Here is a 24,374-nt window from a genome sequence, read left to right on the forward strand (position 1 = left end):
CGCAAGCCTCAAGCTCGAGGCGGGCTGGTGAGGAAAGAAAGTCAGGGCGGATCATAAGCAATAGCTGAATCGTTCCAAACCCAGCAGTCAAGTCAACAAATTCGGCTTCTGCAGGACTCGGAGTATAACCAGCAATATATCGGGCCGTTACGCAACCGCCGCGATCTGGTGGTCGGCGACACGCGGCTCGCCGCAGCCTTTGCCTAGAATTTGAGCGGCCCCTTGCCGCAGCGCAGCAAGGCGGCTTTCCCCTTATGCCGCAATCGGCTAATGGTTGACCATAAGGTATAAGAGGAGACGCCGGATGTTCAAATTTCTGTTCGGAAACAAAGCCGCGGCCCCCGAGGTCAAGCGCGAGACCCAGCGCGAAACCATTCAACGGGCGCAAGGTGAGATTAACGAGATTCTGGCCACGCTCAGCCCCAAGCCGCGCATTACCATTTACCCCGAAGAGGGCAGCTTTATCATTGATCTGCCAGAGCAGATGCCCGACGAGGCAAAGGCCCTTCCCGCTCCAGATAAATCCGCAGATGCACCAGCAGGCGACAGCAAGCCGCAGGCGCAGGCAGAAGCCTGATCCAACGGCTTGCCCTGCCCGCTCCTGTGTCGTAGCGTCGCGCCCGTAACCATGGGAGGATGACAGGCCGATGAGCGAGACACCGCAAGCTTTCGAGACGTTGCAGATCCACGCAGGTGCCAAGCCGGACCCGGCCACGGGTGCGCGGCAGGTTCCGATTTACCAGACCACCGCCTATGCATTCCGCGATGCAGATCACGCAGCCGCACTGTTCAATCTGCAAGAAGTGGGCTTTATCTATTCGCGGCTGACCAACCCGACTGTGTTCGCGTTGCAAGACCGCATGGCCGCGCTAGAAGGCGGTGCCGGCGCTGTTGCCTGTTCTTCCGGCCACGCGGCGCAGATTCTGGCGCTGTTCACCATCATGGGTCCGGGGATGAACATCGTCAGTTCCAACCGGCTGTATGGCGGGACGGTGACGCAGTTTACCCAGACCATCCGCCGCTTTGGCTGGTCGGCCAGCCTTGTGGACATTGACGATACCGCCGCTGTCGAAGCCGCAATCGACGAGAATACCCGCGCGATTTTCTGCGAATCCATCGCCAATCCGGGCGGGCATATCGCCGACCTGCCCGCGCTGGCCGAAATTGCGGACCGCCACGGCATTCCGCTAATCGTGGATAACACCACCGCGACGCCCTATCTGTGCCGCCCGATCGAGCATGGCGCAACGCTGGTTATCCACTCGCTCACGAAATACCTGACCGGCAACGGCACCGTGACCGGCGGCTGCATTGTCGATTCGGGCAAGTTCGACTGGTCCGCCAATGACAAGTTCCCGTCGCTGTCGCAACCCGAACCGGCCTATCATGGATTGAAGTTCCACGAAGCGCTGGGGCCGTTGGCCTTCATGTTCAACGCCATTGCCGTCGGCATGCGCGATCTGGGCATGACGCTGAACCCGCAGGCCGCACATTACACCATGATGGGGATCGAAACCCTGTCGCTGCGTATGGACCGGCATTGCGAAAACGCGCTCAAAGTCGCGCAATGGCTGGAAAACCATCCGGCAGTCGATCATGTGACCTATGCGGGGCTGCCGTCGTCGCCGGTATATGACCGCGTCGCCAAGATTTGCCCCAAAGGCGCGTCATCCTTGTTCACCTTCGCGCTGAAGGACGGATACGCGGCCTGTGTCAAACTGATCGATTCGGTTGAACTGTTCAGCCATGTCGCCAACCTGGGCGACACGCGCTCGCTGATTATCCATTCGGCCTCTACCACGCACCGGCAGTTGACAGAGGCGCAGCAAGTCGCGGCGGGTGCGGCACCCAATGTGGTGCGCGTGTCCATCGGGACCGAAAACGCCGATGACATCATCGCCGATCTGGAACAGGCTTTGGCAAAGGCCACTGCATAATCCGGCTGGGGCGCGCCGCGCGACACTTGCGGCGCGCCTGAGCAATTTTTCGCTATCATCCGGCCCATCGCGGTTTTCCGACTCCCGATGCGCTCTGGAATTTGCTAAGGCCAAGTCATGAAACCGAATTTTGCCCTTGGCCTGACAGATGACGGCATCACGCTGTGGCAGTGTGATGGCGGCGAATGGTGGCGTGTTGGTGCCGTGTCGATGGATGCGCCCGACATGGACGACCAGATGACAAAACTGGTCGCAACTGCCAAATCCAATGCGCCGGACGGGGTGGTGACGAAACTGGTCATCCCCGACGACCAGATCCTGTACACGCACCTGCCTGCGGGCACTGGCCCAGATGCGATCCGAGAGGGTTTGCAGGGCAAGACCCCCTATCCGGTCGAGGAACTGGATTTCGATTTCATCACCGATAGCAATGGCGTGCATGTTGCCGTTGTCGCGCGTGAGACGTTGATCGAGGCTGAGGAATTTGCCAAGGATCAGGGTCTGAACCCGGTGTGCTTTGTGGCCGCACCCTCTGGCCAAGCCTTTGTGCAGGAACCGTTTTTTGCCCGTGTCCGGGGTGTTGATCCGTCGGCAGATCTGGAGCGCGGTGGCCCGATCCTGGTAGAGCGCGGCGACCTTGCAAATCGCCCGACACCGGACGCGAAACCCACTGCGCCATCGGATACAACACCGGCAGGGTCGGAAAAACCCGCCGCGTCGAAAGACACGGGCCCGACGCCGGACACGTCCGACGACGCAACAACGAAGCGCGCTGGCATGTTTGCCACGAAGCCAGAGACACCTACGGTGAAAACCGGGTTTTCCGGGGCCCGAGGCGATGCGGCACCGAAAAAGGCCCGCACCAAGGCTCGTAGCAAAGCTGCGCCCGGGGCGAGCAAGCCTCCAGCACACGAAGAAAAACCAGCCGCATCAAGTGCCAGCAACGCCGACAGCGCTTCAGAGTCGGTGTCATTCCGGTCGCGCCGGTCTGTGGCTTCGGATCCGCAAGCGGCGGGCGACACATCTGGAACCGCAACGCACCCTGCCAAACCCAGCAAGGCGTTGTCTGCACTGTCGAAATCGCGCAGCTTGTCACTTAGCAGCTTGGGCGGCGCCGCATTGGCGGAACGGCTGCGCAGTTCCGTGACTGCGCCCGTGTCACGGGCCAGCGGGCTGCTGGGTAGCCTGACAAGCAAACCTGCGGCGGCAAATCCCGCGCCGGTTGTTGCTCCGAAAGGGGCAACGCCTGAGAGCACGCCCGCCAAAACCGTGCCGAAACCGACGCCTGCCGCGAAACCCGTGGCGGCATCTGCGACGCCGCGCAAGCCGGACGCGGACCCGGAAGCCGAACGGCTGACCGTGTTTGGCGCGCGCCGCAACGCGACGACGCCCGAGAAAAAACTGCCGCAACGCGCGCTTGCGATCAGCGGCGCGGCATTGCTATTGGTGCTGGCGGTGGTGGTCTGGGTGTTCTACTTCACCCGCGCATCCGAACCGGAACTGGCGCAGCCCATCCTTCCCGCAGAGTCGGTTGGGGAAATTGCCGCGCCCGACGCGCTTGCGCTGTCTGACGCAGAAGAGCCTGGCCCGGCAGCGGAGGAGGCGGCAGAGGTCGAGGCCGCACTTGGCTTGTCCGATGCCGCGCAGCAGCAAGGCGCGCAACCCGCCGCAGAGGCAGAGAATGCTGAACCCGAGGGTGTGACATCCGATACGGCGACACCGTCGGTCGCAGCGCCCACGCAAGATGCCGGGCGTCTGGCGGCCTTGCGCTCGGTGCGTGCCATTGCCCCGGAAGGGCGCGGCACATTGCCCGATGTGCAAGCCGCCCCCGCGCCTTTTGGCACCAACCCGCTACCACCGCTGCGCGGGGCAGACGCAGACCCTCTCGCACCTGCCGAAGAACCCGAGGTTGCGCAATCGACACTACCGCCGGGCGAGGACGCACTCGACATTGTCGTGACCCAAGGGGCGCCCGCCGCTACCCCGCCAGTGCGCCCCGAGGGGCTGGCCCCGACGCCACCGCCCGAGCCGGAACCCGCCGTCGCGGCCCCTGCCCCGCTGGATGAAAGCGGGTTGGTGATTGACGTGACCGGCGGCACACCGCCCGCCATACCGCCCGACCGCCCCGAGGGGATCGCGCCAGAGCCGCCAGAAGCGCCGGACACCCCTGCCGAGCAGACCGGCGGCGCGGCACAAGACGAAGATCAGGCCAGCCTGACGCCGCCTCCGGGCGGTGTTTCGCTGGATATGCTGACGCCCGCGGCGCGCCCCGCCGCGATTGTCGAGCAGGCAGAGGCGCGGGCGGAGCAATTCGCAACAGCCACGCCGCAAGCGGTGGCTGCGTCTTTGCGCCCGTCCGACCGCCCCAACAGTTTTTCGCAAACCGTGCAGCGCGCCCTTGCAGCCGCGCGCATAAGGCAAGCCGCCACACCAGAGCCGGAGGTGGTCCAAGCCTCGGCTGCCTCTGTCGCGCCGCGCATTCCCAGCTCTGCCTCTGTCACGCGCGCAGCCACGCAAACCCGCGCGATTAACCTGCGCCAGATCAACCTGCTGGGCGTGATGGGCACACCATCGGCGCGGCGCGCGCTGGTCCGGCTGGATAACGGGCGCGTCGTCACCGTGCAGGTTGGCGAGCGGCTGGATGGCGGCCAAGTCACAGCAATCGGTGATACCGAATTGCGTTACAACAAACGCGGGCGCGATGTTGTCCTGCGCATTGCGTCCTGAGTGGCACGACCCTGAACCGGATAGAATAAACCCATGACCGAAAAACCTGTCGCCCCCGCTGTCAAAATCGGGCTGGAGCTGGGCCCCGTATTCCTGTTTTTCGTGGGGTATATCACCACCCGCGACCAGACCTTTGTCATTGCGGGCACCGAATATACAGCGTTTGTGCTGCTGACCGCTGCCTTCATCCCGGTGATGGCGCTGGCCACCTTTGTGCTGTGGCGGCTGTCGGGACGGTTGAGCAAGATGCAGCTTGTAACGCTGATTATGGTGGTCGTGTTCGGCGGGCTGACGGTCTGGCTGAATGACGACCGGTTTTTCAAGATGAAGCCCACCGCGATTTACGGCATATTCGCTATTTTGCTTGGCATTGGCCTGTTGCGGGGGCAAAGCTGGCTGCAACTGGTCATGGAAGGTGCGCTGCCGCTGACGCATGAGGGCTGGATGGTCCTGACCAAGCGGCTGGCGTTTATGTTCCTAGCCATGGCCTGCGCGAACGAGATTGTCTTGCGCAATTTCTCGACCGATATGTGGGTCAATTTCCGCACGTTCGGCCTGCCGGTCGCTCTTTTCGCGTTTTTCCTGACGCAAGCCAAACTGTTCGAGCGGTATAAATCCTCGCCCGATTGATCAGCCGCCGCGCAGGCGGTCGCGGTTCAGGGCGAGCCAATAGGCACTTGTCAGAAGCGGGCCGTTCTGGACCTCTCCGGTTTGGACAAGTTGCATCAGCCGGTCAAAACTGATGACGTGGCGGCGGATGTCCTCATGCTCCGACGCCAAGCCGCCAATAGCGCCGTCATCTTGTGGCAGGTCACACAGGGCCAGATATTGAAACAGGAATTCCGTGATCGCGCCCGGAGAGGGATAGGACTGCCCGATCACGTGCAAGGCGTCGAGGTCCAGCGTTAGCCCCGCCTCTTCCTGCGCTTCGCGAAGGGCCGCCTGTTGCGGGGTTTCGCCTGCATCTATCCGACCGGCAATCGCCTCTAGCGACCAGCAGTTCGCGGCGTTGCGCAGATACGGCCCGTAGCGGAACTGTTCCACAAGCATGACGCTATCGCGCGCCGGATCGTAGGGCAGAACGGTGGTCGCATCGGACATCACAAAACCCGCGCGGCGCACGACCTCGCTTGGCGTGCCGTCAAACCGGCGAAAGCGCAGGTCGTCCGACTGCACGCCAAAGAAATACGCATAAGGATGGCTTGTGCTGAGCGGGATCACATCATCCTGCGACGGGGAACGCCGCAGGCTGTGCGGGCTGGTTTCACTGCGGGCGCGCAATCGTGCGGCAGCATGCGCCAGAAGCATCGGGTAGCGGACGGCCAGATGCTCTGCCGGATGGCGGCGCGCCAGCGCAAGCACCTCTGCGCTAGCCAGCGTTGCGGCCTCTCCGAAACGGATGACCCACTCTTCCAGCCGCCATGCACGGGCCCCGACGGACGGTTTGGTTTCGGCGGGGCGATACACCCAGACGGCGCGCCCCTTGGTGTCCGTGGCCCCCGCGCGGGTATAGCCAAAGAGCCCTTCATAAAGGTCCAGCCGCGCAAGCTGGCCGGCATCCGGGGACAGCACCATTCCCTGCGCAACCGCGCCCACACGGTCCGCCAACGCCGGATACCCGTTGCGGTCGATCACGTCATGATCGGGCAATTGCGCAAGCTGCACCGGGCAGTCCCCTCCAAGGACCGCGCGGCGCAGCGGGTCATACCGAAGCGTGCCAAACAGAAAAACCTGATCGCTCATCGGGCGTTGCGCCGGGCTTCCATCAGCCGGTAGAGCAGCGACAGCACCACCCCCGCCACAACGCTGAAAACGCCCATCGGGACCAGCAGGTCGGGCACGGCAATATCTGCCGCGCCCTCTGCGACATAGTCGAAAAACCCGTTCATAGCCTCGCCCAGATCATCGTATCGGGTTTTGTAGCCTAGCCGGAACGTGTCGACAGTTGCTCCGGCGGCCAGCGCCAGAAAGACCGCGACGACCAGTCCCTGCACCACCGCAAAGACGGATCCGATAGCGCGCGCGTCAATGCGCGGTCCCGCGACAATCCAGCCCGACACGGCAGCCATGACCGCGGCGACGGTGTTGACCATGCCCGAAACCCGCGCACCCTCTTGCAACAGTTGAAATGTCGTTGCGCTATAGACCGCGAAGCCCGCAAACGCGAGCATGGCAAAAAGCCGCGTCAGGGTTGGTTGAGAAGACATGGACTCACCTATACAAAACTCAGTTGTCCCGTGCGCGCTCTGCCTCTATCTCGCGCCAACGGGCCACGGCGCGGTTATGATCTGCCAGATTTGTGCTGAAAGTATGACCGCCTGTGCCGTCCGCGACAAAAAACAGATACGGCGTGTCATCCGGGTTCAGCGCGGCTGCAATTGCGGCGCGGCCGGGGTTTGCAATGGGCGTGGGCGGCAGACCGTCTATGCGATAGGTGTTGTAAGGCGTGATCGCATCCAGTTCGGACCGGCGCAACCCGCGCCCCAACGTGCCCTGCCCTTGGGTGATGCCATAGATCACCGTGGGGTCGGTTTGCAGCCGCATAGGCGTGTTCAGCCGGTTGACGAAAACCCCTGCCACCTGCGGACGCTCGTCAGGGTCGGCCGTTTCCTTTTCGACGATAGAGGCCATGATGAGCGCCTCATAGGGCGTTTCATAGGGCAAATCCTCGGCGCGGGTGTCCCACAATTCTGCCAGTATGCCTTCCTGCCGGTTGCGCATTTCGCTCAACAGTTCGGCCCGGTCCTGCCCGCGTTCCACGGCGTAGCTGTCGGGGGCCAGCCAGCCCTCTTCGGGTTGCTCACCCGGTTCTCCCGACAGGAATTCTGCCTGCCGCAGCCCGTCCCAGATTTGCCAGCTTGTCACGCCCTCTGCCACGGTAATGCGCAGGCTGATATCGGGCATGGCACTGAAGCGGGCATACTCTTCGGGCGGGGGTGTGCCTGCGTCGAATTCAATAACGGTTTCAAAGCGTTGCGTGGCAGGGTCCAATTCTCGCACCAGCGTGTCGATACGCGTCACCCCAATGCGATACTGAATTTCCGATCCGCAGGTGGATGCGCCGCCACGGGTCAGGATATCCATGATCTCGTCCATCGAGGCCGCTTCGGGCACCAGATACGAGCCGAAACGCAACTGATCCGCACGCTCGGTATAGCGCGCGCCGATGCGGAAAACTTGCGGCGATCCGATCGCACCCATCTGGGACAACTGGCCAGAGACCTGTTGCAAGTTGGCCCCCGGCGCAACGCGGTAACAAATGGCCTGCGCCAAAGGACCGGGCGCGGTAAACTGGCGCTGGCCCGCGGCGATGATGATGGCGAGCGCGATCAGGCCCACGATCATCAGGGTGAACGCATTGGCGACAATGTGGCGGATCATCAGCTTTCCAGTTTGCGCAAAACAAGGCTGGCATTGGTGCCGCCAAAGCCGAAACTGTTGGACAGCGCCACGTCGATCCTGCGTTTGCGTGCCGCGTTCGCGGCGAGGTCGAGCGGGGTTTCCACCGCAGGGGTGTCAAGGTTCAGCGTCGGCGGCGCGATCTGGTCGCGGATGGCAAGGATCGAGAAGATCGCCTCTACCGCGCCCGCAGCCCCCAACAAATGCCCGATGGCCGATTTGGTCGAGGACATGGTCGCCTGCTCCGCAGCCGCCCCCAACAGGCGCTCCACCGCCGCAAGTTCGATCACATCGGCCATGGTCGATGTGCCATGCGCGTTGATATAGTCAATCTCCGACGTGTCGATCCCGGCGCGTTTGACCGCCGCCTGCATCGAGCGCAGCGCGCCGTCGCCATCTTCTGCGGGCGCGGTGATGTGATAGGCGTCGCCCGACATGCCATAACCGATGATTTCGGCATAAATCTTGGCACCACGCGCTTTGGCGTGCTCGTAATCTTCCAGAACGACAACGCCCGCACCCTCGCCCATCACAAAGCCGTCGCGGTCCGTGTCATAGGGGCGCGAGGCCGCTTTGGGATCGTCGCCGCGCTTGGTCGACAGCGCCTTGCAGGCGTTGAACCCCGCAATGCCGATTTCGCAGATCGGGCTTTCGGCCCCGCCTGCGACCATGACATCCGCGTCACCCCACTGGATTAGCCGCGCGGCATCGCCAATCGCGTGCGCACCGGTAGAGCACGCCGTCACCACAGCGTGGTTCGGACCCTTGAACCCGTGGCGGATGCTGACCTGCCCCGACACAAGATTGATCAGCGCGCTGGGAATGAAAAACGGCGAGACGCGGCGCGGCCCACGGTCGCGCAGCAGCACGGCCGTTTCGGCAATGGATTGCAGCCCGCCGATGCCCGACCCGATCATCACGCCAGTGCGGCAGCGCGCGTCCTCATCCTCTGGCATCCAGCCGGAATCGCGGATTGCCTGTTCAGCGGCGGCCACGCCATACAGGATGAATTCGTCAACCTTGCGCGCTTCTTTCGGTTCCATCCAATCGTCGGGGTTGAAACTGCCGTCGGACCCGTCACCGCGTGGCACTTCGCAGGCATAGCTGGTCGCAAGATGACTGGCATCAAACCGGGTGATGGGCCCTGCGCCGGACTGCCCCGCCAGCAAGCGCGACCATGTGGCCTCTACACCGCAAGCCAGCGGCGTAACCATTCCCAAGCCTGTGACAACTACCCTGCGCATCTGGCCCCTCTCGCGTGATCTGGTCCCTATATTGGGTCTGATACCCAGAATTCCAGACTAGGGGAAGGGGCGCAAGGGTGCCGTGGGCAGGGTTTTGCGCCTTTGGCCGTGTGAACAAGGCCCGCAAGACGCACGCAGCCTGCCGCGTTTGTCGCAAGGGCCATCCCGCAACCAGCCGATGGCGCGCGGATTGCTCTTAGATCACCTCGAACCGGTCCACATCGACCATGCCGTAATCTGTGATCTTCAGATGCGGGATCACCGGCAGCGCGATGAAGGCCAGTTGCAGGAACGGCTCTTCCAGCGTCACCCCCAAGGATTTCGCCGCCGCGCGCAAGTCGACCAGCCTTGCGTGGACCTGCTCGTAGCTGTCCAACGACATCAGGCCCGCGACCGGCAAGGGCAGTTCGGCCAGAACCCGCCCTTTATGCGCCACCACGAACCCGCCCTCGATTTGCGACAGACGGGTCGCGGCGAGCGCCAGATCGTCGTAATCCACCCCCACAGCCACGATGTTGTGGTGGTCATGCGCGACGGTCGCGGCAATCGCGCCCTGCGAGATGCCAAAGCCGCGCACAAAGCCGGTGGCGATATTGCCGTTCTTGCCATGCCGCTCTATCACCGCCACGCGCGCTAGGTCGCGCGCGGGGTCGGGGCGTTTGTCGCCACCCTCTGGCGCAATGTCGATGCGCAGGTGTTCGGTGATGATCTTTCCGTCCAGAATGCCGATAACCGGCGTGTCGGGCGCATTTCCCGCATGGCGGAAATCGGGCGCGCTGACCTGCGGCGCGCGCACAGAATCGCGCGCGACGGTGTCGATCACATGGCGGGCGGCAAAAGCCGCGTCAGCCACCACCTGACCGCCGCAGATGACCAGCGCGGCCCGACATTCTGCCAGATCGGGCAAGGCCACGATATCGGCGCGCTTTCCGGGTGCGATCTGGCCGCGATCCTTCAACCCGAAAGCCTCTGCCGCCGACAGCGTGGCGGCGCGGTAGACCGCCAGCATATCGCATCCCATCGCGATCAGGCTGCGGATCATGTGGTCGATATGGCCATGCTCTGCAATGTCCAGCGGGTTGCGGTCATCGGTGCATAGGCACATATAGGGCGCTGTGGTGGGCGACAGCAGCGGCGCAAGCGCCGCCATGTCCTTGCTGACAGAGCCCTCGCGGATCAGCACACGCAGCCCCTTTTGCAGCTTTTCGCGCGCTTCCTCGGGGGTGGTTGCCTCATGCTCGGTGCGGATGCCCGCGGCGCAATAGGCGTTCAGATCGCGCCCCGACAAGAGCGGCGCGTGCCCGTCGATATGCCCACCTGCGAAGGCGTGCAGCTTTTCCATGCAGCCGGGATCGCGGTGAATAACGCCGGGGAAATTCATGAACTCTGCCAGCCCGATCACGCTTGGATGGTCACGCAAAGCCAGCAGTGCCTGCGCATCCAGCGCCGCGCCCGCCGTTTCCATATGCGTCGACGGCACGCAGGACGACAGGTTCACCCGTATATCCATCACCGTATGTTCCGATGCGCGCTGGAAATAGCGAATGCCATCTGCGCCCGCCACATTGGCAATCTCATGCGGGTCGCAAATCGCCGTGGTCACACCCCGCGGGGCTACGCAACGGTCGAACTCGTAGGGCGTGACCAGAGAGGATTCGATATGCAAATGCGTGTCGATAAAGCCCGGCACCAGGACATGACCGCTCAGGTCGATCACCCGCGCGGCGTCATAGTCTTCGCCAATGCCCACGATCTGGCCTTGATGGATCGCGACATCGCCCGTCAGGCGCGCGCCTGTCACCATGCACAAGGTTTGCGCACCGCGTAACACCAGATCGGCAGTGATTTCACCGCGCGCGGCCGCAATCCGTTCACCCAAGCCCATGGTATACCCTTTCCGACACCCGTGTCAGGGGACAGACTGCACCCGAAGCGGTTTAGCTTGCAAGAGCTTGCATGAAGGCGCGCATCCGGCTTTTCGGTCGTGGCGCGTGGGCGCTGTCATAAAGGGCATAGTCACCCTCGCAGCAAGTTTCCAGACGCTGCGCCAGATGCGCCGACAGCGACAGACGCATCTCGGTCGAGGTGTTCACGCGGTCCAGATCGAACTGCCGCTCCAGCCGCGCTTCCAGAAAGCCCTCGAACTCGTCAAAGGCATCATAGCGATACAGAAAATCGACGGTTTCGCCGGTTTTCGGATGGGTCAGGAACCGCGCCTGAGAGCCGACAGCGGCAAAGGCCGGTTGTTCCTCTGCCAGATACGCCTCGACAAACTGGTCAAAGCTCAGCCCCTTGGTGCTTTGGGGCGTGCCATCCAGCCAGCTTCCGTGACGGTAGCGATACCAGCTTCCAAGCCAGTCCTGCGGGTGGCGGATAAGCGCCGTGGTCGCCATCGGGGTGTCGTCAAAAATTTGCAGAAACTTTTCCAGCCGCCACTTGTAGCGGTGAAAGGTGCAGTGCTTGATCCGCGGGTCGCCCTGCAACACGATATCGGACATCGGTGCCAAGGCCTGCTCCAGCGCCGTGCTGCCGCATTTCGGCGTTGAAAACACCACAAGGCGTTGATTCAAGAAGACCAGCACGCCGCTTGCTCCTACCGTTTCACCCGTTCAAGTTGTAGCCTAGCAAGAAAAAACCTGTCGGTCCACCATCCTAAGCAGAGTTAAACCTCTCCATCACAGCTTATGCCTGCACGATTGTCGCTTCTGTCGCGCCGGAATATTTGCCATGCGTGGTCTTGTCCCAGTAAAATGGGGCCGCGATCAGTTCCCATACCGCTTTGTAAACCGCGAGGACCGCCAGCGGGAAATAGGCGTGCAGTGCGGGCAGCCAGGGCCACAAGCCGGCATGGTGGCGCGCCCGCAACGCGACTGCGCCAAGCGCAAGCGTCACGGCTTCTGCCATCAGGAACACCGCTGCAAGCGCGACAAACGCCTGCCCCGGCAAGCTGTCTTGCAACGGGTGGCCAAGCCCCATCAGCATGAGCCAGAAGCTCCAGAGCAAGGGGGCGAACAGGAATTGCACCAAAGTACCCAGAAACAGCACCTGCACGCCGAAAAAACGCCACGGGCCAAGCTGTTGCAACAGGCGCGCGGGGTGGCGCATATGCACCATCCATGTGATCGCATACCCCTTCAGCCAGCGCGAACGCTGCTTGATCCATGGCAGGACATGGCAGTTCGCTTCCTCGAATGTGACCGTGGACAGCAAATGCGTGACATAGCCGTGCCGCGCCAGCCGTATGCCCAGATCAGCATCCTCGGTCACGTTATGCGCGTCCCAGCCGCCAAGCTCTTCCAGAACGTCGCGGCGGAAAAACAGGGTCGTGCCGCCCAGCGGCACAGCCAGCCCAAGCCGTTGCATCCCCGGCAAAATGACCCGAAACCATGTCGCGTATTCGATGGTAAAGCAGCGCGACAACCAGTTCACCTGAGGGTTGTAGAAATCGAGCACCCCCTGCACGCAGGCAAGATTGGCCGGGCCATGCGCAAAACAGGCCACAATGCGGTGGATCTGGTCGGGCTCGGGCGCATCCTCTGCGTCATACACCCCGACAATACTGCCGCGCGCAAAGGTCATGGCGTAGTTCAGCGCGCGCGGTTTGGTTTTCAGCTTGGCATCCGGCACCGGAATGACCCGCACCCACGCGGGCAAGGATTGCGCGGCAAGAGCGTCGCGCGTCAGGTGGTCGTTTTCCTCGACAACCAGCAGAATGTCGGTCAACTCGCGCGGCCATGTCAGCCGTGCAAGCCGGTTAACAAGGCGCGGCACCACATCGGGTTCGCGGTAGAGCGGCACCATGATCGACACGATGGGCAGCGGGCCATGATCTTGCGGCATGTCCTGTGGCACGGGCGTGCGGCGCAGCGCGGCAAAGGCGGCGGCCAGTTTCAGCAGGGTCGACACCGTCAAGGCCACCACAACAACGCCTGTCAGCCCGACCAGAACCCCCATCGGCCACAGCAGCACACACAAAGCGATGACACCCAACATTGCTGCCAGCGCGCGGCTGAACCACCTGTTTTGCAACATGCGGCAGCTTTCGCCCTCTGCCACGCAGGTTTCGGCCCACAGCCGCAAACGGTTGCGGCGCAGTTGCAAGATGCGGTCGTGCAAATGCGCCTCTGTAATCAGCACCATGACCACCGGGCCGAACACGCTTTCCAATGCGGCGCAGTGGTGTTCGAATTCTGCCGGGCGGGCGCTGGCTACAACGGTCATGCCACCCGCCGCCCGCCATGGCAGGCATTGCAGCGACAAGGCCCGCACAACGCCCAGCTTGTCCAACAAGCGCGGGTCCGGGGGCGGGTCGTCCTTGGTCATGAAGCCTGCGCCAAACTGGCGCGTCAAAGCCTGCATCAATTGTGCATCGGTGATCCAGCCGCGCGCCAGCAGGATGTCGCAAAGCAATGCCGCGCGCAGGCCCTGTTGGCGCGTGGCCAGCATAAGCTGCGTGGCGCTGATCGCCCCCATGGCGCGCAAGATATCCCCCAGCAGCGGACGCTTTGGCCCGTCGCCATCCAGCACCTGAAAGGCCGCGTGGCGCTGTGGTGGGTCTGTCGCCTGTTGCTGGTATGCCAAACCCGTCATGCTTGCCCAAATCATCCACACGGCCCAAATGGCCGACAGGTGATCGAAGCATGACTATGGTTAAAAAACCCTTAACACTTGGACCCCGACCCAGTGCAGACCGTCAGAATGCGCGGCGCGACCGCAACGCGGCCCCGATGGTGCCATCATCCAGAAAATCAAGCTCACCGCCCACCGGCACGCCTTGCGCCAGCGCGCTTAGGATCACGCCGGTCTGCTCGACCGATTCTGCAATGTAATGCGCCGTGGTCTGGCCATCGACCGTAGCCCCAAGGGCCAGGATCACCTCGCGAATACCTTCAGAGACGATGCGCTCCAACAACTGTGGAATGTGCAGATCATCCGGCCCCACGGCATCCAGCGCCGAGAGCGTGCCGCCCAACACATGGTAGCGGCCGGTGAACACCTGCCCGCGCTCCATCGCCCACAGATCTGCGACATCTTCGACCACGCAAATCTCGCCCGTGGCGCGTTTGGGGTCGGCGCAGATATCACAAATCGGGGCAGTGGCTATGTTGCCGCAGCGGGTGCAGGGCTGCGCCGTCTGGGCGACCCTGTCCAACGCCATCACCAAAGGGCGCAACGCCTGATCACGGCGCTGCAGCAGGTGCAGCACCATGCGCCGCGCCGACCGCGGCCCAAGGCCGGGCAAGCGCGAAAACTGGCCGATCAGCGCGTCAATTTCATCCCGTGCATCGGCCATGCGCGGCTACATCGGCAAATTCATGTCGCGCGGCAGCCCCATGCTTTCCGCGATCTTGCCCATTTCCTCGCGCGAGCGGTCCTCGGCTTTGGATTGTGCATCTTTTACAGCCGCCAGAATAAGGTCTTCGACCACTTCCTTGTCATCCGCGTTAAAGATTGACGGGTCAATGTCGAGCGCCGTCAACTCGCCCTTGGCGGTTGCGGTGGCCTTGACCAGCCCGGCACCGGATTCACCCGTGACCATGATCGCCTTCAGGTCTTCCTGAAGCTGGGCCATCTTGCCCTGCATCTCTTGCGCAGCCTTCATCATCTTAGCCATGTCACCCATGCCGCCCATACCTTTGAACATCTTAGCGTCCTTTTTTCATGTGTCTTCAAACGGGTCCCAATCGGGATCAAACTCATCTTCCACCTCTGGAAGTGCGGCGCTTGCGGCCTCATCCTCGGGCGTGGTCAAGAGCCGGATCTCGGCAATCCGCGCCTTTGGAAACACCTCAAGAACAGCCAATACAAGGCTGTTCTGCATAGCTTTTTCTTCATCTACGTTTTGCTGTTCTGCCTGCCGCTCTGCCAATGTGGCACCGCCGCCCGTATTGGCAACGGACACGGCCCAACGCGCGCCGGTCCAGCCTTGCAGCCGTGCGCCCAAGCATTGCGCCAGATCAATCGGCGCGGCGTCGGTCGGTTGAAATTCGATCCGGCCGGGACTGTAGCGCACAAGGCGCAGGTTGGTTTCCACCTCTACCAGCAGCGTCATGTCGCGCTGCGCACGGATCAGGGCAACAACGCTGGCAAAATCGGGGTAGTCCGACAACGCAGGCGCGGCCCCGGCAAGGGCGGCTTGCGGGCCGTGGGCGGACCCGGCAGACAACGCACGCGGGGCCGCGCCGCCGCTGATGGGCGCACGGGGCGCTGGTGCGCCGCTACCGCCTGTGGGCGGCGTCTGGTCGTGCCATTTGCGCAAAATCTCTTCGGGGCTGGGCAGGTCGGCCATATGAGTCAGCCGGATGATCGCCATCTCGGCGGCCATCATGGCATTGGGCGCGGCGGCGACCTCTTCCAACGCTTTCAGCAGCATCTGCCATGTCCGCGTCAGCACCCGCATGGGAAGCGCCTGCGCCATAGCCGCACCCCGGTCACGTTCTTCGGGGCTGATGGTCGGGTCCGCACCCGCATCGGGGGTGATCTGGGTCACGCTTAACCAATGGGTAATCTCGGCCAGATCGCGCAGCACCGCCATCGGGTCGGCCCCGTCGGCATATTGCCCCGCAAGCTCCGAGAGGGCCGCCGCCGCATCGCCGCGCATGATGTGGTCGAACAGGTCCAGCACCCGCGCGCGGTCTGCCAGCCCCAGCATGGCACGCACCTGATCTGCGGTGGTTTCGCCCGCGCCGTGGCTGATGGCCTGGTCCAGCAGCGACATCGCATCGCGCACCGACCCTTCGGCCGCGCGGGTGATCAGCGCCAAAGCGTCTGCGGCCACTTGCCCGCCTTCGGCTTTCGCGACTTTTTCCAGATGCGCGATCATCACTTCGGGCTCGATCCGGCGCAGATCAAAGCGCTGGCAGCGCGACAACACCGTCACTGGCACCTTGCGAATCTCGGTCGTGGCAAAGATGAATTTCACATGCGCAGGCGGTTCTTCCAGCGTTTTCAACAGCGCGTTGAATGCGTTGTTCGACAGCATGTGCACTTCGTCGATGATGTAGATCTTGTAGCGCGCAGACGCCGCACGGTAGGCGACAGAGTCGATGATTTCGCGAATATCGCCCACGCCCGTGCGCGAGGCCGCGTCCATTTCCATCACATCGACATGGCGGCCCTCGATAATGGCGCGGCAATGTTCGCACACGCCACAAGGCTCTGTCGTGGGGCCGCCCTGCCCGTCCGCACCAATGCAGTTCAGCCCCTTGGCGATTATCCGCGCGGTGGTGGTTTTGCCGGTGCCGCGAATGCCGGTCATGATGAAGGCATGGTGAATCCGGTCCGCTGCAAAGGCATTGCGCAAGGTGCGGACCATCGCGTCCTGCCCGATCAGATCGGCAAAACTCTCGGGGCGGTATTTGCGCGCCAGAACCTGATATTGCTCGCTCATGCCTGTCCTGCTTGCTGTGATGCCAATCTAGCGCGGGGGCGTTGCGAAGGGAAACGGGTTTTTACGTCTTTGGCCGCGTGCTGCCTTGGCCATGCGGCACTAGTGAGTATTTGGGGCAAGATGAAGGTCGTGACGGGCCAAGAAATCCGCAACCGTCCTTGCGTAGTCCGCAGGCTGTTCGACATGCGGCAGATGGCCCGCGCGGTGGATAAGTGCAAACTCTGACCCCGCGACAAGATCGGTCGTCTCGCGCACCAGATCGGGCGGGGTGGAGCCGTCATGGTCGCCCGCGATCCCAAGCGTCGGCAAGCGAAGCATGGCCGTGGTGGTGTAGAAATCGGTGCCCGCGATGGCCTGCGCGCATCCGGTCCAACCGTCGAGCGGGGTATCAGCGAACATGGCGCGCCATGCCGCGACCTCGGGCGTTGCGCGGAACCGCGGCGTGAACCAGCGTTCCATCGTGGCATCGGCCAAGGCCCCTAGCCCCTGCACGCGGGCGGTCGCTGCGCGGTCGCGCCAGATTTCGGCGGTGGCGATGCGCGCGGCCGTGTTCGACAGGATCAACGCGCGCAACAGGTCGGGGCGTTTGACCGCCAGCCCCTGCGCCACCATGCCGCCAATGCTGAGGCCCAGAAACACACAGCGCTCAAGCGCCAGATGGTCCAACAGTTGTTCAGTGTCGCGCACAAGCTGGCCCATGGAATAGGGCGGCTTGGGCACGCCGGAGCGGCCATGCCCGCGCCGGTCATAACGCAAGATCCGCAAGCCTTCGGGCAGATGCGGCAGCAGCGGATCCCACATTTCGAGCGTGCAGCCGAGCGAATTGGACAGCACCAGCGGCAGGCCTGTCTCCGGCCCGGTCAGCTCGTAGTAAAGCGATATGTCCTCAAGCTGCGCGGTTGGCATGGCTTGCGCCCTCGGTCAACGCACGGATGAACACCTCTCGGTCGACATTGCCGCCGGTCGCGACCGCAATCACGGTGTCGCCTGCAACCGCGTCCGGCAGGAACAGCGCGGCGGCCAATGCGACAGCGCCGCCCGGTTCCAACACCAGTTTCAGACGGTCTTGCGCCAGCGCCATGGCGGCCAGAACCTGCGTGTCGGTCACGACCAGACCGGGACCACACAGCCGTTGCAAAATCGGAAAGGGCAGTTTGCCGGGCGCGGGGGTCAGGACTGCATCGCACAGCCCGGCGCGCGCGGGGTTGGTGATGATCCGGCCCGCCACCAGCGACTGCGCAACATCCTCGAACCCCTCCGGCTCGACGGGGCGTACGCGCAGGCCGGGCGCGCGCGCCTCGAGCGCGAGCGCCACACCTGCCGTCAGCCCGCCGCCGCCGCAGCACACAAGTACATCGGCCTCAGAAACCCCGGCCTGGGCGGCAATTTCCAGCCCGACAGTGCCTTGCCCCGCGATCACCTGCGCGTTGTCAAAAGGCAGGATCAGGTCCAGCCCGCGCGCCTCTGCCAGCTCTGCCGCCATGGCATCGCGGTCCGTGGTGGTGCGGTCATAGGTGACGACCTCTGCCCCCAGCGCTGCCGTATTCTCCAGCTTTATGCGCGGCGCATCGGCGGGCATCAGGATCACCGCCGCCAGCCCCAATTCGGCTGCCGCCCGCGCCACGCCCTGCGCGTGGTTGCCAGAGGAGCAGGCCAGCACACCCTTGGTGCCTTTCGGCAAAGCGGTCAGGGCCGCCCGCGCACCGCGATATTTGAAGCTGCCGGTGTGTTGCAGGCACTCCGCCTTGACCAGAACCCGCCGCCCGGCAACCGCATCCAGAAACGGCGAGGACAGAAGCGGCGTGAGCTGCGCATGGCCCACAATACGGGTGGCCGCGGCGTCGATCATCTCGATATTCATAAGCACATCCCTAACCAGGTGCTGATCGCGCGCAACGATTCGGGTTCGTCCAGGAAGGGCACATGACCACGTCCGGGCACTTCCTCGACAACCATATCGGGGCGCAGGCGGATCATTTCCGACAGGGTGGCACTGCTCAACAGCGCGGAATTCGCGCCGCGAATGCAGGCGAGGGGCAAGCCGTCGCAGGCCGCGAACATAGGCCACAGATCGCCTGCCCCGCCCGCGCGCGCGGCCAGATAAGCCTCGCGCAGCGCAGGGTCGTAATTGATCTGCAACCCTTGGTCAGAGGCCGTGAAATGCTTGCGCGCCTCGCTGGCCCAACGGCTGGCGGGCACCTCGAATTCAGGCATGGCGCGTGCCAGGGCCAGCGCCGCCTCGCCATGGCTGCGCGCACCGGGGTTGCGCCCGATATAGGCGTCGATGCGGTCCAGCCCCTCGGACTCAATGACGGGGCCGATATCGTTCAGGCACAGCCCGCGCAGCCGGTCCTTGGCGATGGCCGCCAGATACATCCCGATCAGCCCCCCGCGAGAGGTGCCAAGCAGCGCCACCTGTTCCAGCCCCAGATGGTCCAGCAGCGCCAGCACATCGGCGCCTTCCTGCATCACGGTATAGGTGTCGGCGCCGGTCCATTGCGACCGCCCGCGTCCGCGATAATCCAGCCGGATCAGCCTCAGGGGTGGCAGATGCGGGGCCATATAGTCGAAATCAGACCCGTTGCGGGTCAGACCGGCCAAGCACAGCAAGGGGCGGCCATGCCCCTCGTCGGTGTAATGCAGTTCTGCCCCGTCGGGCGCAGTGAAAAACGGCATGCTACAGGCTCCGGGTCAGGTCGGGCAAGGCGCGCAGGTCGCTGGCCAGGTATTCCGGCGCGCCGTGCAGCCGGTCCACGGGCGCATTCGCGCGGTTCACCCAGAGGGTGCGAAACCCGTAGGCCGCGCCCGAACAGATATCCCAACCGTTCGAGGACACGAACAGCACCTCCTGCGCCGCGCAGCCGAAGCGCGCACCGACCATGTCATACACCGCAGGCGCGGGCTTGAACACGCCCACGTCATCCACCGACAGGACCGCGTCAAACATCTCTGACAGACCGGCCGAGTCCACAGCCTCTGCCAACATGGCAGCACTCCCATTCGACAGGATCGCCAGGCGCATCCCCTGCGCTTGCAAACCGCGCAAGACCTCGGGAACCTCCGGGAACGCGTCAAGACTGCGGTAAAGGTCCAACAAGCGCGCACGCAGGCGTGGGTCGTCAACCCTTGCGGCCTCTAGCGCCCAATCAAGCGAGTCTTGCGTAACCTGCCAGAAATCGGCATGCGCACCCGCCAAGCTGCGCAGCCACGTATATTCCAACTGCTTGCGCCGCCAGTCGCCCGACAGGCCCGGCCAGATATCCGCCAACGCAGCGCCACCCGGCTCCGCAGAGGCCGCGCGGGCGGCGGCATCCACATCGAACAAGGTTCCGTAAGCGTCAAACACGCAGAGCGCGACCATGCAAAGCCCCCTTTTTCCAGAAACCTTGCACGCGGACAGACGCAAGGAAAGCCCCTGCCCTTCATCTTGCCAAAAATACTCATAGTCCGGCGCGGGCCATTCGCGCCGCGATCAGCGGTTCAACTTGTCCAGCCGCGCACGCACGCTTAGCCCATGCGCCTCCAGGCTCTCGCTGATTGCCAAGCGTTCGGCGGCGGGGCCAATAGCGCGCAAAGCCTCGGGTGTCATTTTCGCAAGCGTGGTGCGTTTCATGAAATCAAGCACAGACAGCCCGCTGGAGAACCGTGCAGAGCGCGCGGTGGGCAGCACATGGTTCGGCCCACCCGCGTAATCGCCAATCGCCTCTGGCGTCCACTGCCCCAGAAACACCGCGCCCGCGTGTTTGATCTGCGCTAATAGCGCGTCGGGGTCGGCCACGCACAGTTCCAGATGCTCGGGCGCGATCCGGTCCGACAGAACGGCGGCTTGTGCCAGATCCTCGACCACGATCACCGCGCCATAGTCCCGCCAGCTTGGGCCCGCGATTGCGCGGCGTTCCAGTGTTTCCAGACGTGTGTCGACTGCCGCCGCGACCGCGCGGCCAAAGCCTTCATCCGTGGTGATCAGGATGGATTGCGCGGATTCGTCGTGTTCGGCTTGGCTGAGCAGGTCGAGCGCGATCCACTCGGGATCATTGTCCTTGTCCGCGATCACCAGAATCTCTGACGGGCCTGCGATCATGTCGATGCCCACACGCCCAAAGACGCGGCGCTTGGCCGCGGCGACATAGGCATTGCCCGGCCCGGTGATCTTGTCGACAGGCGCAATCGTCTCGGTCCCGTAAGCCATCGCTGCCACGGCCTGCGCGCCGCCTATGCGATAGACGGTGTCGACGCCGGCAATGTGTGCGGCCAGCAACACCAGCGGGTTGACCACACCGCCGGGTGTGGGTGCACAAATGACCAAGCGCTCCACCCCCGCGACCTGTGCGGGGATCGCGTTCATCAGCACCGACGACGGGTAGCTTGCCAGCCCGCCTGGCACATAAAGCCCCGCGGCCGCAACCGGCCCCCAGCGCCAGCCGAGTTCCGCGCCGGTGGCGTCGGTCCAGCGCGCATCCTCTGGCCGCTGGCGATCATGATAGGCCCGAATGCGTGCGGCGGCCAGTTCCAGCGCCGCGCGCTCTTCGCTTGGCACTTTGGCGATTTCCGCTGCAATTTCTGCGCGAGAGAACGCCAAAGTCTCGGGCGTCAGGTCCAGCCTGTCGAATTTCGCCGTCAGCTCGATCACGGCGGCATCGCCGCGTGCGCGCACATCAGCAATGATCGCCGCGACCGTGTCGTCCACATCGACCGCCTCTTCGCGCTTGGCCGATAGCAGCGCGGTGAAAGACGCCTCGAAATCGGGCGCATTTGCGTTCAGGAACACAGGCATGGTTCGTCCTATTCGGTCTTGGCTAGTCGATTTTATGGTCCGGCGCGCGGCGCGCCGGCGCACGGTAGGGGCGCGTGACGTCAGATAGCACGACATCGACGCATTCAACCGACAGCTTAACCGCGCCGTCACCCGCAAAGACCAGCGTGATATCGCCCGTGCCATCTGGGCCGGCGGTGAACTCCACCGCCAGAAGCGACAGCACGGCATCCTTATCGGTGGGGTCAATGCCTTGGCGCGCCACGGCCAGCACGTCATGCACCACAAGCAGGCTGCGCACGCGTTCATAATCGCCCGCTTTTGCGGCACGGTCGCGGTCTTCCCAACGGAAGCGGTTAATCAGAAGGGCAAAGCGGCGGCGTGGGGCGTCATAGGTCAGGTCCGGCCCGGTCAGCACCGAATCCTGCGCCAAGGCTGAGATGACGCGCAAATCTTCGGCGTCCAGCGCGGCAAGCCGCACGGGCTGGTCTGCCCCATCCTCGAACCGCGCATCACCCGTCATTTGCCGTAGACCCGTTCGATCATCGCCCCGCAGGCGCCCAGCTTTTCCTCGACCCGCTCATAGCCGCGATCCAGATGGTAGACGCGGGCGACGGTAGTTTCGCCCTCTGCGGCAAGCCCCGCCAGAATAAGCGATACAGAGGCGCGCAGATCGGTCGCCATCACCGGCGCGCCGCGCAGCTTTTCGACGCCCGTGACATGCGCCGTGCCACCCTGCACTTCGATCTTTGCGCCCATCCGCATCAGTTCGGGCGCGTGCATGAAGCGGTTCTCGAAAATCTTTTCGTCCAGAACCGACACACCACCCGCGGTGCACATCGCCGCCATGAACTGCGCTTGCAGATCGGTCGGAAAGCCGGGGAATGGTTCGGTCGTCACATCGACCGCGCGCAAGCGGTCGACATGGCGCGTGACCTTCAGCCCGCGCGCGGTCTGTTCCACTTCGACCCCGGCCTGTTCCAGCTTGTTCACAAACGCTTGCACCAGATCCAGCCGTCCGCCAAGGCATTCGACCGTCCCGCCCGCAATGGCAGGCGCCAGCATGTAGGTGCCAAGCTCGATCCGGTCGGTCACAACCGGGTGGGTGGCCCCACCAAGGCTGTTCACACCCTCGATCGTGATGGTCGAGGTTCCCTCGCCCGTGATCTGCGCGCCCATGCGTTGCAGACAATGCGCAAGGTCCACGATTTCCGGCTCTCGGGCGGCGTTCTCCAGTATGGTGGTGCCCTTGGCCAGCGTTGCCGCCATCAGCGCGTTCTCAGTCGCCCCGACCGACACGATGGGAAATTCGAACCGCGCACCTTTCAGCCCGCCCGGCGCTTTCGCGTGGACATAGCCGTCGCGCAGGTCCAACTCGGCACCAAGCGCTTCCAGCGCGCGCAGATGAAGGTCTACGGGTCGTGCGCCAATCGCGCAGCCGCCGGGCAGCGACACGGTCGCATGCCCGTCCCGCGCCAGCATCGGGCCAAGCACCAGAATGGACGCGCGCATCTTGCGCACGATGTCATAATCGGCGCGGTGGCTGGTCAGGTTGTGGCTCGACAGCGCCAGAACCTGCCCGCCTTGCAGCCCGGCCACTTCGGCGCCGAGCGATTCCAGAAGCTCTGACATGGTGCGAATATCCGACAGGCGCGGCGCGTTTGTCAGGGTCAGCGGCTGATCAGTCAGAAGCGTCGCGGGCATCAACGTCAGGCAGGCATTCTTGGCCCCCGCAATCGGGATATGCCCATTCAGCGGGCCATTGCCCCTTACGACGATCGAATCCATACACTCTGCCCCTTGTTACACGCTTTGACTATGCGTCATGGTTGTCGTCCGTATCGGACCTTGGTTCTGTATCTCTGGCCCGTGCCTGTGCCTTGCGCTTGGCGATATTCGCTTTCAGCGCGGCTTTCAACCGCGCCGCGCGCCGATCCTGCGCTGCGGGTGGTTTGGACGGTTTTTCTGGCGTGGAATTGCTCATGGCGCAAGTGTTAGCCCAAGTTTGAAAATGCGTCCAGATAGGGGTTGCACGCCTGAAAATTTCGGACTACTCAGCGCGCCATGTTGCTGCTGTAGCTCAGTGGTAGAGCACTCCCTTGGTAAGGGAGAGGTCGACAGTTCAATCCTGTCCAGCAGCACCAGTTTCCGTCATGCGCGACACAGCAGCCATCCTTTGACATGGGCGGCCGCACGCATCTCGCGGGCTTGGCGCGTTCCGCCCCGGCCCCGAGCCGGGGCCTCTGGGCCAAGAGGTCCCGGGTCAAGCCCGGGACGCGCCTTGCGCCGCTAGCCGCGCGGTTCGTCATCCGGCCCCAGCAAACCCAATCCGCGCAGATAGATACCGATGCCCGATTCCAGCAGGTCTTCGGGTGAAAACGGGGCGCGGGCCCCCGGTGTGCCGCGGGCATATAGCTCGACAATTCCGTGGCTCATGGCGGATATATGCGCCGCGAACATCTCTGTCGGGGGGCGCTGCGCGTCGGGGATACGGGCCGACAGGTCGGCAGCAGCCCGCAACAAAACGGCATTCGCGCGCGCGGATGCGTTTGCCAGATCGGATGTTGCACGCGGCGAGATGCCGGATTCGAACATCGCGACATAATGGCCGGGATGCGCGCGCGCAAAGGCCAGATAGGCGCGGCCCACCGCCTCGAACGCGGCAAGCGGCGAAGGCTGGCCATCCTTGTAGGCGTATTCCAGCAGGTCCGCGAACAAGATAAACCCCTGCCGCGCTAATTCGGTGATCAGCTCTTCGCGGCCCGTGAAATGGCGATAAGGGGCAGCGGCAGAGACATCGGCCAGCTTGGCCGCTTCTGCCATGGTAAAGCCCTGCGGCCCACGATCCGCAATCAGCGTCGTCGCGGCCTCGACCAACGCCTGTTTCAGATTGCCGTGATGATAGCCGCGCTTTGCCATGATCA

At 63.6% G+C, this 24,374-nt stretch carries 23 protein-coding genes and 1 tRNA gene; 5 read left to right on the forward strand and 19 right to left on the reverse strand.

What is annotated here, in order from left to right; translation table 11 throughout:
* Nucleotides 1–304 precede the first annotated feature (304 nt).
* The 4 genes from ROE7235_RS05470 (at nucleotide 305) to ROE7235_RS05485 (ending at nucleotide 5,294) form a co-directional block, all read left to right on the forward strand.
* A complete protein-coding gene (locus ROE7235_RS05470; RefSeq protein ID WP_121093671.1) occupies nucleotides 305–577 on the forward strand; it encodes a hypothetical protein in 273 nt (90 codons plus the stop codon).
* Between the two features lie 70 nt (nucleotides 578–647).
* Nucleotides 648–1,937, forward strand: a complete 1,290-nt coding sequence (locus ROE7235_RS05475; protein WP_121093672.1) for an O-acetylhomoserine aminocarboxypropyltransferase/cysteine synthase family protein — start codon at nucleotides 648–650, stop codon at nucleotides 1,935–1,937.
* A 117-nt stretch (nucleotides 1,938–2,054) separates the two neighbouring features.
* Complete coding sequence (locus ROE7235_RS05480) at nucleotides 2,055–4,664, forward strand: hypothetical protein (protein ID WP_121093673.1); 2,610 nt, start codon at nucleotides 2,055–2,057, stop codon at nucleotides 4,662–4,664.
* A gap of 33 nt (nucleotides 4,665–4,697) precedes the next feature.
* Nucleotides 4,698–5,294, forward strand: coding sequence for an inner membrane-spanning protein YciB (locus ROE7235_RS05485; RefSeq protein ID WP_121093674.1), 597 nt, complete (start codon nucleotides 4,698–4,700; stop codon nucleotides 5,292–5,294).
* Here ROE7235_RS05485 and ROE7235_RS05490 read toward each other — a convergent pair whose 3' ends face one another.
* The 18 genes from ROE7235_RS05490 to ROE7235_RS20100 all read right to left on the reverse strand — a co-directional run bounded on the left by ROE7235_RS05490 (nucleotide 5,295) and on the right by ROE7235_RS20100 (nucleotide 23,434).
* Nucleotides 5,295–6,407, reverse strand: a complete 1,113-nt coding sequence (locus tag ROE7235_RS05490; RefSeq protein WP_121093675.1) for an NUDIX domain-containing protein — start codon at nucleotides 6,405–6,407, stop codon at nucleotides 5,295–5,297.
* Nucleotides 6,404–6,871, reverse strand: coding sequence for a TrgA family protein (locus ROE7235_RS05495; RefSeq protein ID WP_121093676.1), 468 nt, complete (start codon nucleotides 6,869–6,871; stop codon nucleotides 6,404–6,406). Before ROE7235_RS05495 ends, ROE7235_RS05490 begins: the two co-directional genes overlap by 4 nt.
* A gap of 19 nt (nucleotides 6,872–6,890) precedes the next feature.
* Nucleotides 6,891–8,045 (reverse strand): endolytic transglycosylase MltG, encoded by a 1,155-nt coding sequence (gene mltG / locus ROE7235_RS05500; protein ID WP_121093677.1) that lies wholly within the window; start codon nucleotides 8,043–8,045, stop codon nucleotides 6,891–6,893.
* Complete coding sequence (gene fabF / locus ROE7235_RS05505; RefSeq protein WP_121093678.1) at nucleotides 8,045–9,307, reverse strand: beta-ketoacyl-ACP synthase II; 1,263 nt, start codon at nucleotides 9,305–9,307, stop codon at nucleotides 8,045–8,047. Before fabF ends, mltG begins: the two co-directional genes overlap by 1 nt.
* Nucleotides 9,308–9,503: 196 nt before the next feature.
* On the reverse strand, nucleotides 9,504–11,192 hold the full coding sequence (gene ade / locus ROE7235_RS05510) for an adenine deaminase (RefSeq protein WP_121093679.1): 1,689 nt from the start codon (nucleotides 11,190–11,192) through the stop codon (nucleotides 9,504–9,506).
* Between the two features lie 52 nt (nucleotides 11,193–11,244).
* The gene (locus tag ROE7235_RS05515; protein WP_121093680.1) at nucleotides 11,245–11,889 is read right to left on the reverse strand and encodes a gamma-glutamyl kinase; all 645 of its coding nucleotides are present in this window, start codon (nucleotides 11,887–11,889) and stop codon (nucleotides 11,245–11,247) included.
* A gap of 100 nt (nucleotides 11,890–11,989) precedes the next feature.
* Nucleotides 11,990–13,897 carry a glycosyltransferase gene (locus ROE7235_RS05520; protein WP_121093772.1) on the reverse strand — a complete coding sequence of 636 codons (1,908 nt, stop codon included), beginning with the start codon at nucleotides 13,895–13,897 and terminating at the stop codon, nucleotides 11,990–11,992.
* Nucleotides 13,898–14,000: 103 nt separating this feature from the next.
* Nucleotides 14,001–14,600 (reverse strand): recombination mediator RecR, encoded by a 600-nt coding sequence (gene recR, locus ROE7235_RS05525; RefSeq protein ID WP_121093681.1) that lies wholly within the window; start codon nucleotides 14,598–14,600, stop codon nucleotides 14,001–14,003.
* A 6-nt stretch (nucleotides 14,601–14,606) separates the two neighbouring features.
* Entirely contained in the window at nucleotides 14,607–14,951 is a 345-nt protein-coding gene (locus ROE7235_RS05530) for a YbaB/EbfC family nucleoid-associated protein (protein ID WP_121093682.1), read from the reverse strand.
* A 15-nt stretch (nucleotides 14,952–14,966) separates the two neighbouring features.
* On the reverse strand, nucleotides 14,967–16,697 hold the full coding sequence (locus ROE7235_RS05535) for a DNA polymerase III subunit gamma/tau (RefSeq protein ID WP_121093683.1): 1,731 nt from the start codon (nucleotides 16,695–16,697) through the stop codon (nucleotides 14,967–14,969).
* 99 nt (nucleotides 16,698–16,796) lie between these two features.
* A complete protein-coding gene (pcaD, locus tag ROE7235_RS05540) occupies nucleotides 16,797–17,603 on the reverse strand; it encodes a 3-oxoadipate enol-lactonase (RefSeq protein ID WP_121093684.1) in 807 nt (268 codons plus the stop codon).
* Nucleotides 17,584–18,558 (reverse strand): threonine ammonia-lyase, encoded by a 975-nt coding sequence (locus ROE7235_RS05545; protein WP_121093685.1) that lies wholly within the window; start codon nucleotides 18,556–18,558, stop codon nucleotides 17,584–17,586. Before ROE7235_RS05545 ends, pcaD begins: the two co-directional genes overlap by 20 nt.
* A complete protein-coding gene (locus tag ROE7235_RS05550; RefSeq protein ID WP_121093686.1) occupies nucleotides 18,555–19,373 on the reverse strand; it encodes an alpha/beta fold hydrolase in 819 nt (272 codons plus the stop codon). The genes ROE7235_RS05545 and ROE7235_RS05550 overlap by 4 nt, the downstream gene beginning before the upstream one ends.
* Nucleotide 19,374: 1 nt before the next feature.
* Nucleotides 19,375–20,058: a haloacid dehalogenase type II gene (locus ROE7235_RS05555; RefSeq protein WP_121093687.1), complete on the reverse strand. Its 684-nt coding sequence runs from the start codon at nucleotides 20,056–20,058 to the stop codon at nucleotides 19,375–19,377.
* 111 nt (nucleotides 20,059–20,169) lie between these two features.
* Complete coding sequence (gene hisD / locus ROE7235_RS05560; protein ID WP_121093688.1) at nucleotides 20,170–21,471, reverse strand: histidinol dehydrogenase; 1,302 nt, start codon at nucleotides 21,469–21,471, stop codon at nucleotides 20,170–20,172.
* A 22-nt stretch (nucleotides 21,472–21,493) separates the two neighbouring features.
* Nucleotides 21,494–21,973, reverse strand: coding sequence for a DUF2948 family protein (locus tag ROE7235_RS05565; RefSeq protein ID WP_121093689.1), 480 nt, complete (start codon nucleotides 21,971–21,973; stop codon nucleotides 21,494–21,496).
* Nucleotides 21,970–23,238: a UDP-N-acetylglucosamine 1-carboxyvinyltransferase gene (murA, locus tag ROE7235_RS05570; protein WP_121093690.1), complete on the reverse strand. Its 1,269-nt coding sequence runs from the start codon at nucleotides 23,236–23,238 to the stop codon at nucleotides 21,970–21,972. Before murA ends, ROE7235_RS05565 begins: the two co-directional genes overlap by 4 nt.
* A gap of 28 nt (nucleotides 23,239–23,266) precedes the next feature.
* Nucleotides 23,267–23,434 carry a hypothetical protein gene (locus tag ROE7235_RS20100; protein ID WP_183073336.1) on the reverse strand — a complete coding sequence of 56 codons (168 nt, stop codon included), beginning with the start codon at nucleotides 23,432–23,434 and terminating at the stop codon, nucleotides 23,267–23,269.
* A gap of 85 nt (nucleotides 23,435–23,519) precedes the next feature.
* On the opposite strand from ROE7235_RS20100, the gene ROE7235_RS05575 reads away from it, so the two are divergent.
* Nucleotides 23,520–23,594: transfer RNA gene (locus ROE7235_RS05575), tRNA-Thr, on the forward strand.
* A gap of 145 nt (nucleotides 23,595–23,739) precedes the next feature.
* Here ROE7235_RS05575 and ROE7235_RS05580 read toward each other — a convergent pair.
* Nucleotides 23,740–24,369, reverse strand: coding sequence for a TetR/AcrR family transcriptional regulator (locus ROE7235_RS05580; protein ID WP_121093691.1), 630 nt, complete (start codon nucleotides 24,367–24,369; stop codon nucleotides 23,740–23,742).
* Nucleotides 24,370–24,374 lie beyond the last annotated feature (5 nt).

The organism is Roseinatronobacter ekhonensis (assembly GCF_900499075.1).
GTDB classification, from domain to species: Bacteria; Pseudomonadota; Alphaproteobacteria; order Rhodobacterales; family Rhodobacteraceae; genus Roseinatronobacter; species Roseinatronobacter ekhonensis.

Bases quoted from the DNA above. Each gene is read 5' to 3' on its own strand.
- ROE7235_RS05470 (WP_121093671.1), top strand. From the start codon at position 305: ATGTTCAAATTTCTGTTCGGAAACAAAGCCGCGGCCCCCGAGGTCAAG.
- ROE7235_RS05475 (WP_121093672.1), top strand. From the start codon at position 648: ATGAGCGAGACACCGCAAGCTTTCGAGACGTTGCAGATCCACGCAGGT.
- ROE7235_RS05480 (WP_121093673.1), top strand. From the start codon at position 2,055: ATGAAACCGAATTTTGCCCTTGGCCTGACAGATGACGGCATCACGCTG.
- ROE7235_RS05485 (WP_121093674.1), top strand. From the start codon at position 4,698: ATGACCGAAAAACCTGTCGCCCCCGCTGTCAAAATCGGGCTGGAGCTG.
- ROE7235_RS05490 (WP_121093675.1), bottom strand. From the start codon at position 6,407: ATGAGCGATCAGGTTTTTCTGTTTGGCACGCTTCGGTATGACCCGCTG.
- ROE7235_RS05495 (WP_121093676.1), bottom strand. From the start codon at position 6,871: ATGTCTTCTCAACCAACCCTGACGCGGCTTTTTGCCATGCTCGCGTTT.
- mltG (WP_121093677.1), bottom strand. From the start codon at position 8,045: ATGATCCGCCACATTGTCGCCAATGCGTTCACCCTGATGATCGTGGGC.
- fabF (WP_121093678.1), bottom strand. From the start codon at position 9,307: ATGCGCAGGGTAGTTGTCACAGGCTTGGGAATGGTTACGCCGCTGGCT.
- ade (WP_121093679.1), bottom strand. From the start codon at position 11,192: ATGGGCTTGGGTGAACGGATTGCGGCCGCGCGCGGTGAAATCACTGCC.
- ROE7235_RS05520 (WP_121093772.1), bottom strand. From the start codon at position 13,897: ATGACGGGTTTGGCATACCAGCAACAGGCGACAGACCCACCACAGCGC.
- recR (WP_121093681.1), bottom strand. From the start codon at position 14,600: ATGGCCGATGCACGGGATGAAATTGACGCGCTGATCGGCCAGTTTTCG.
- ROE7235_RS05530 (WP_121093682.1), bottom strand. From the start codon at position 14,951: ATGTTCAAAGGTATGGGCGGCATGGGTGACATGGCTAAGATGATGAAG.
- ROE7235_RS05535 (WP_121093683.1), bottom strand. From the start codon at position 16,697: ATGAGCGAGCAATATCAGGTTCTGGCGCGCAAATACCGCCCCGAGAGT.
- pcaD (WP_121093684.1), bottom strand. From the start codon at position 17,603: ATGCCAACCGCGCAGCTTGAGGACATATCGCTTTACTACGAGCTGACC.
- ROE7235_RS05545 (WP_121093685.1), bottom strand. From the start codon at position 18,558: ATGAATATCGAGATGATCGACGCCGCGGCCACCCGTATTGTGGGCCAT.
- ROE7235_RS05550 (WP_121093686.1), bottom strand. From the start codon at position 19,373: ATGCCGTTTTTCACTGCGCCCGACGGGGCAGAACTGCATTACACCGAC.
- ROE7235_RS05555 (WP_121093687.1), bottom strand. From the start codon at position 20,058: ATGGTCGCGCTCTGCGTGTTTGACGCTTACGGAACCTTGTTCGATGTG.
- hisD (WP_121093688.1), bottom strand. From the start codon at position 21,471: ATGCCTGTGTTCCTGAACGCAAATGCGCCCGATTTCGAGGCGTCTTTC.
- ROE7235_RS05565 (WP_121093689.1), bottom strand. From the start codon at position 21,973: ATGACGGGTGATGCGCGGTTCGAGGATGGGGCAGACCAGCCCGTGCGG.
- murA (WP_121093690.1), bottom strand. From the start codon at position 23,238: ATGGATTCGATCGTCGTAAGGGGCAATGGCCCGCTGAATGGGCATATC.
- ROE7235_RS20100 (WP_183073336.1), bottom strand. From the start codon at position 23,434: ATGAGCAATTCCACGCCAGAAAAACCGTCCAAACCACCCGCAGCGCAG.
- ROE7235_RS05580 (WP_121093691.1), bottom strand. From the start codon at position 24,369: ATGGCAAAGCGCGGCTATCATCACGGCAATCTGAAACAGGCGTTGGTC.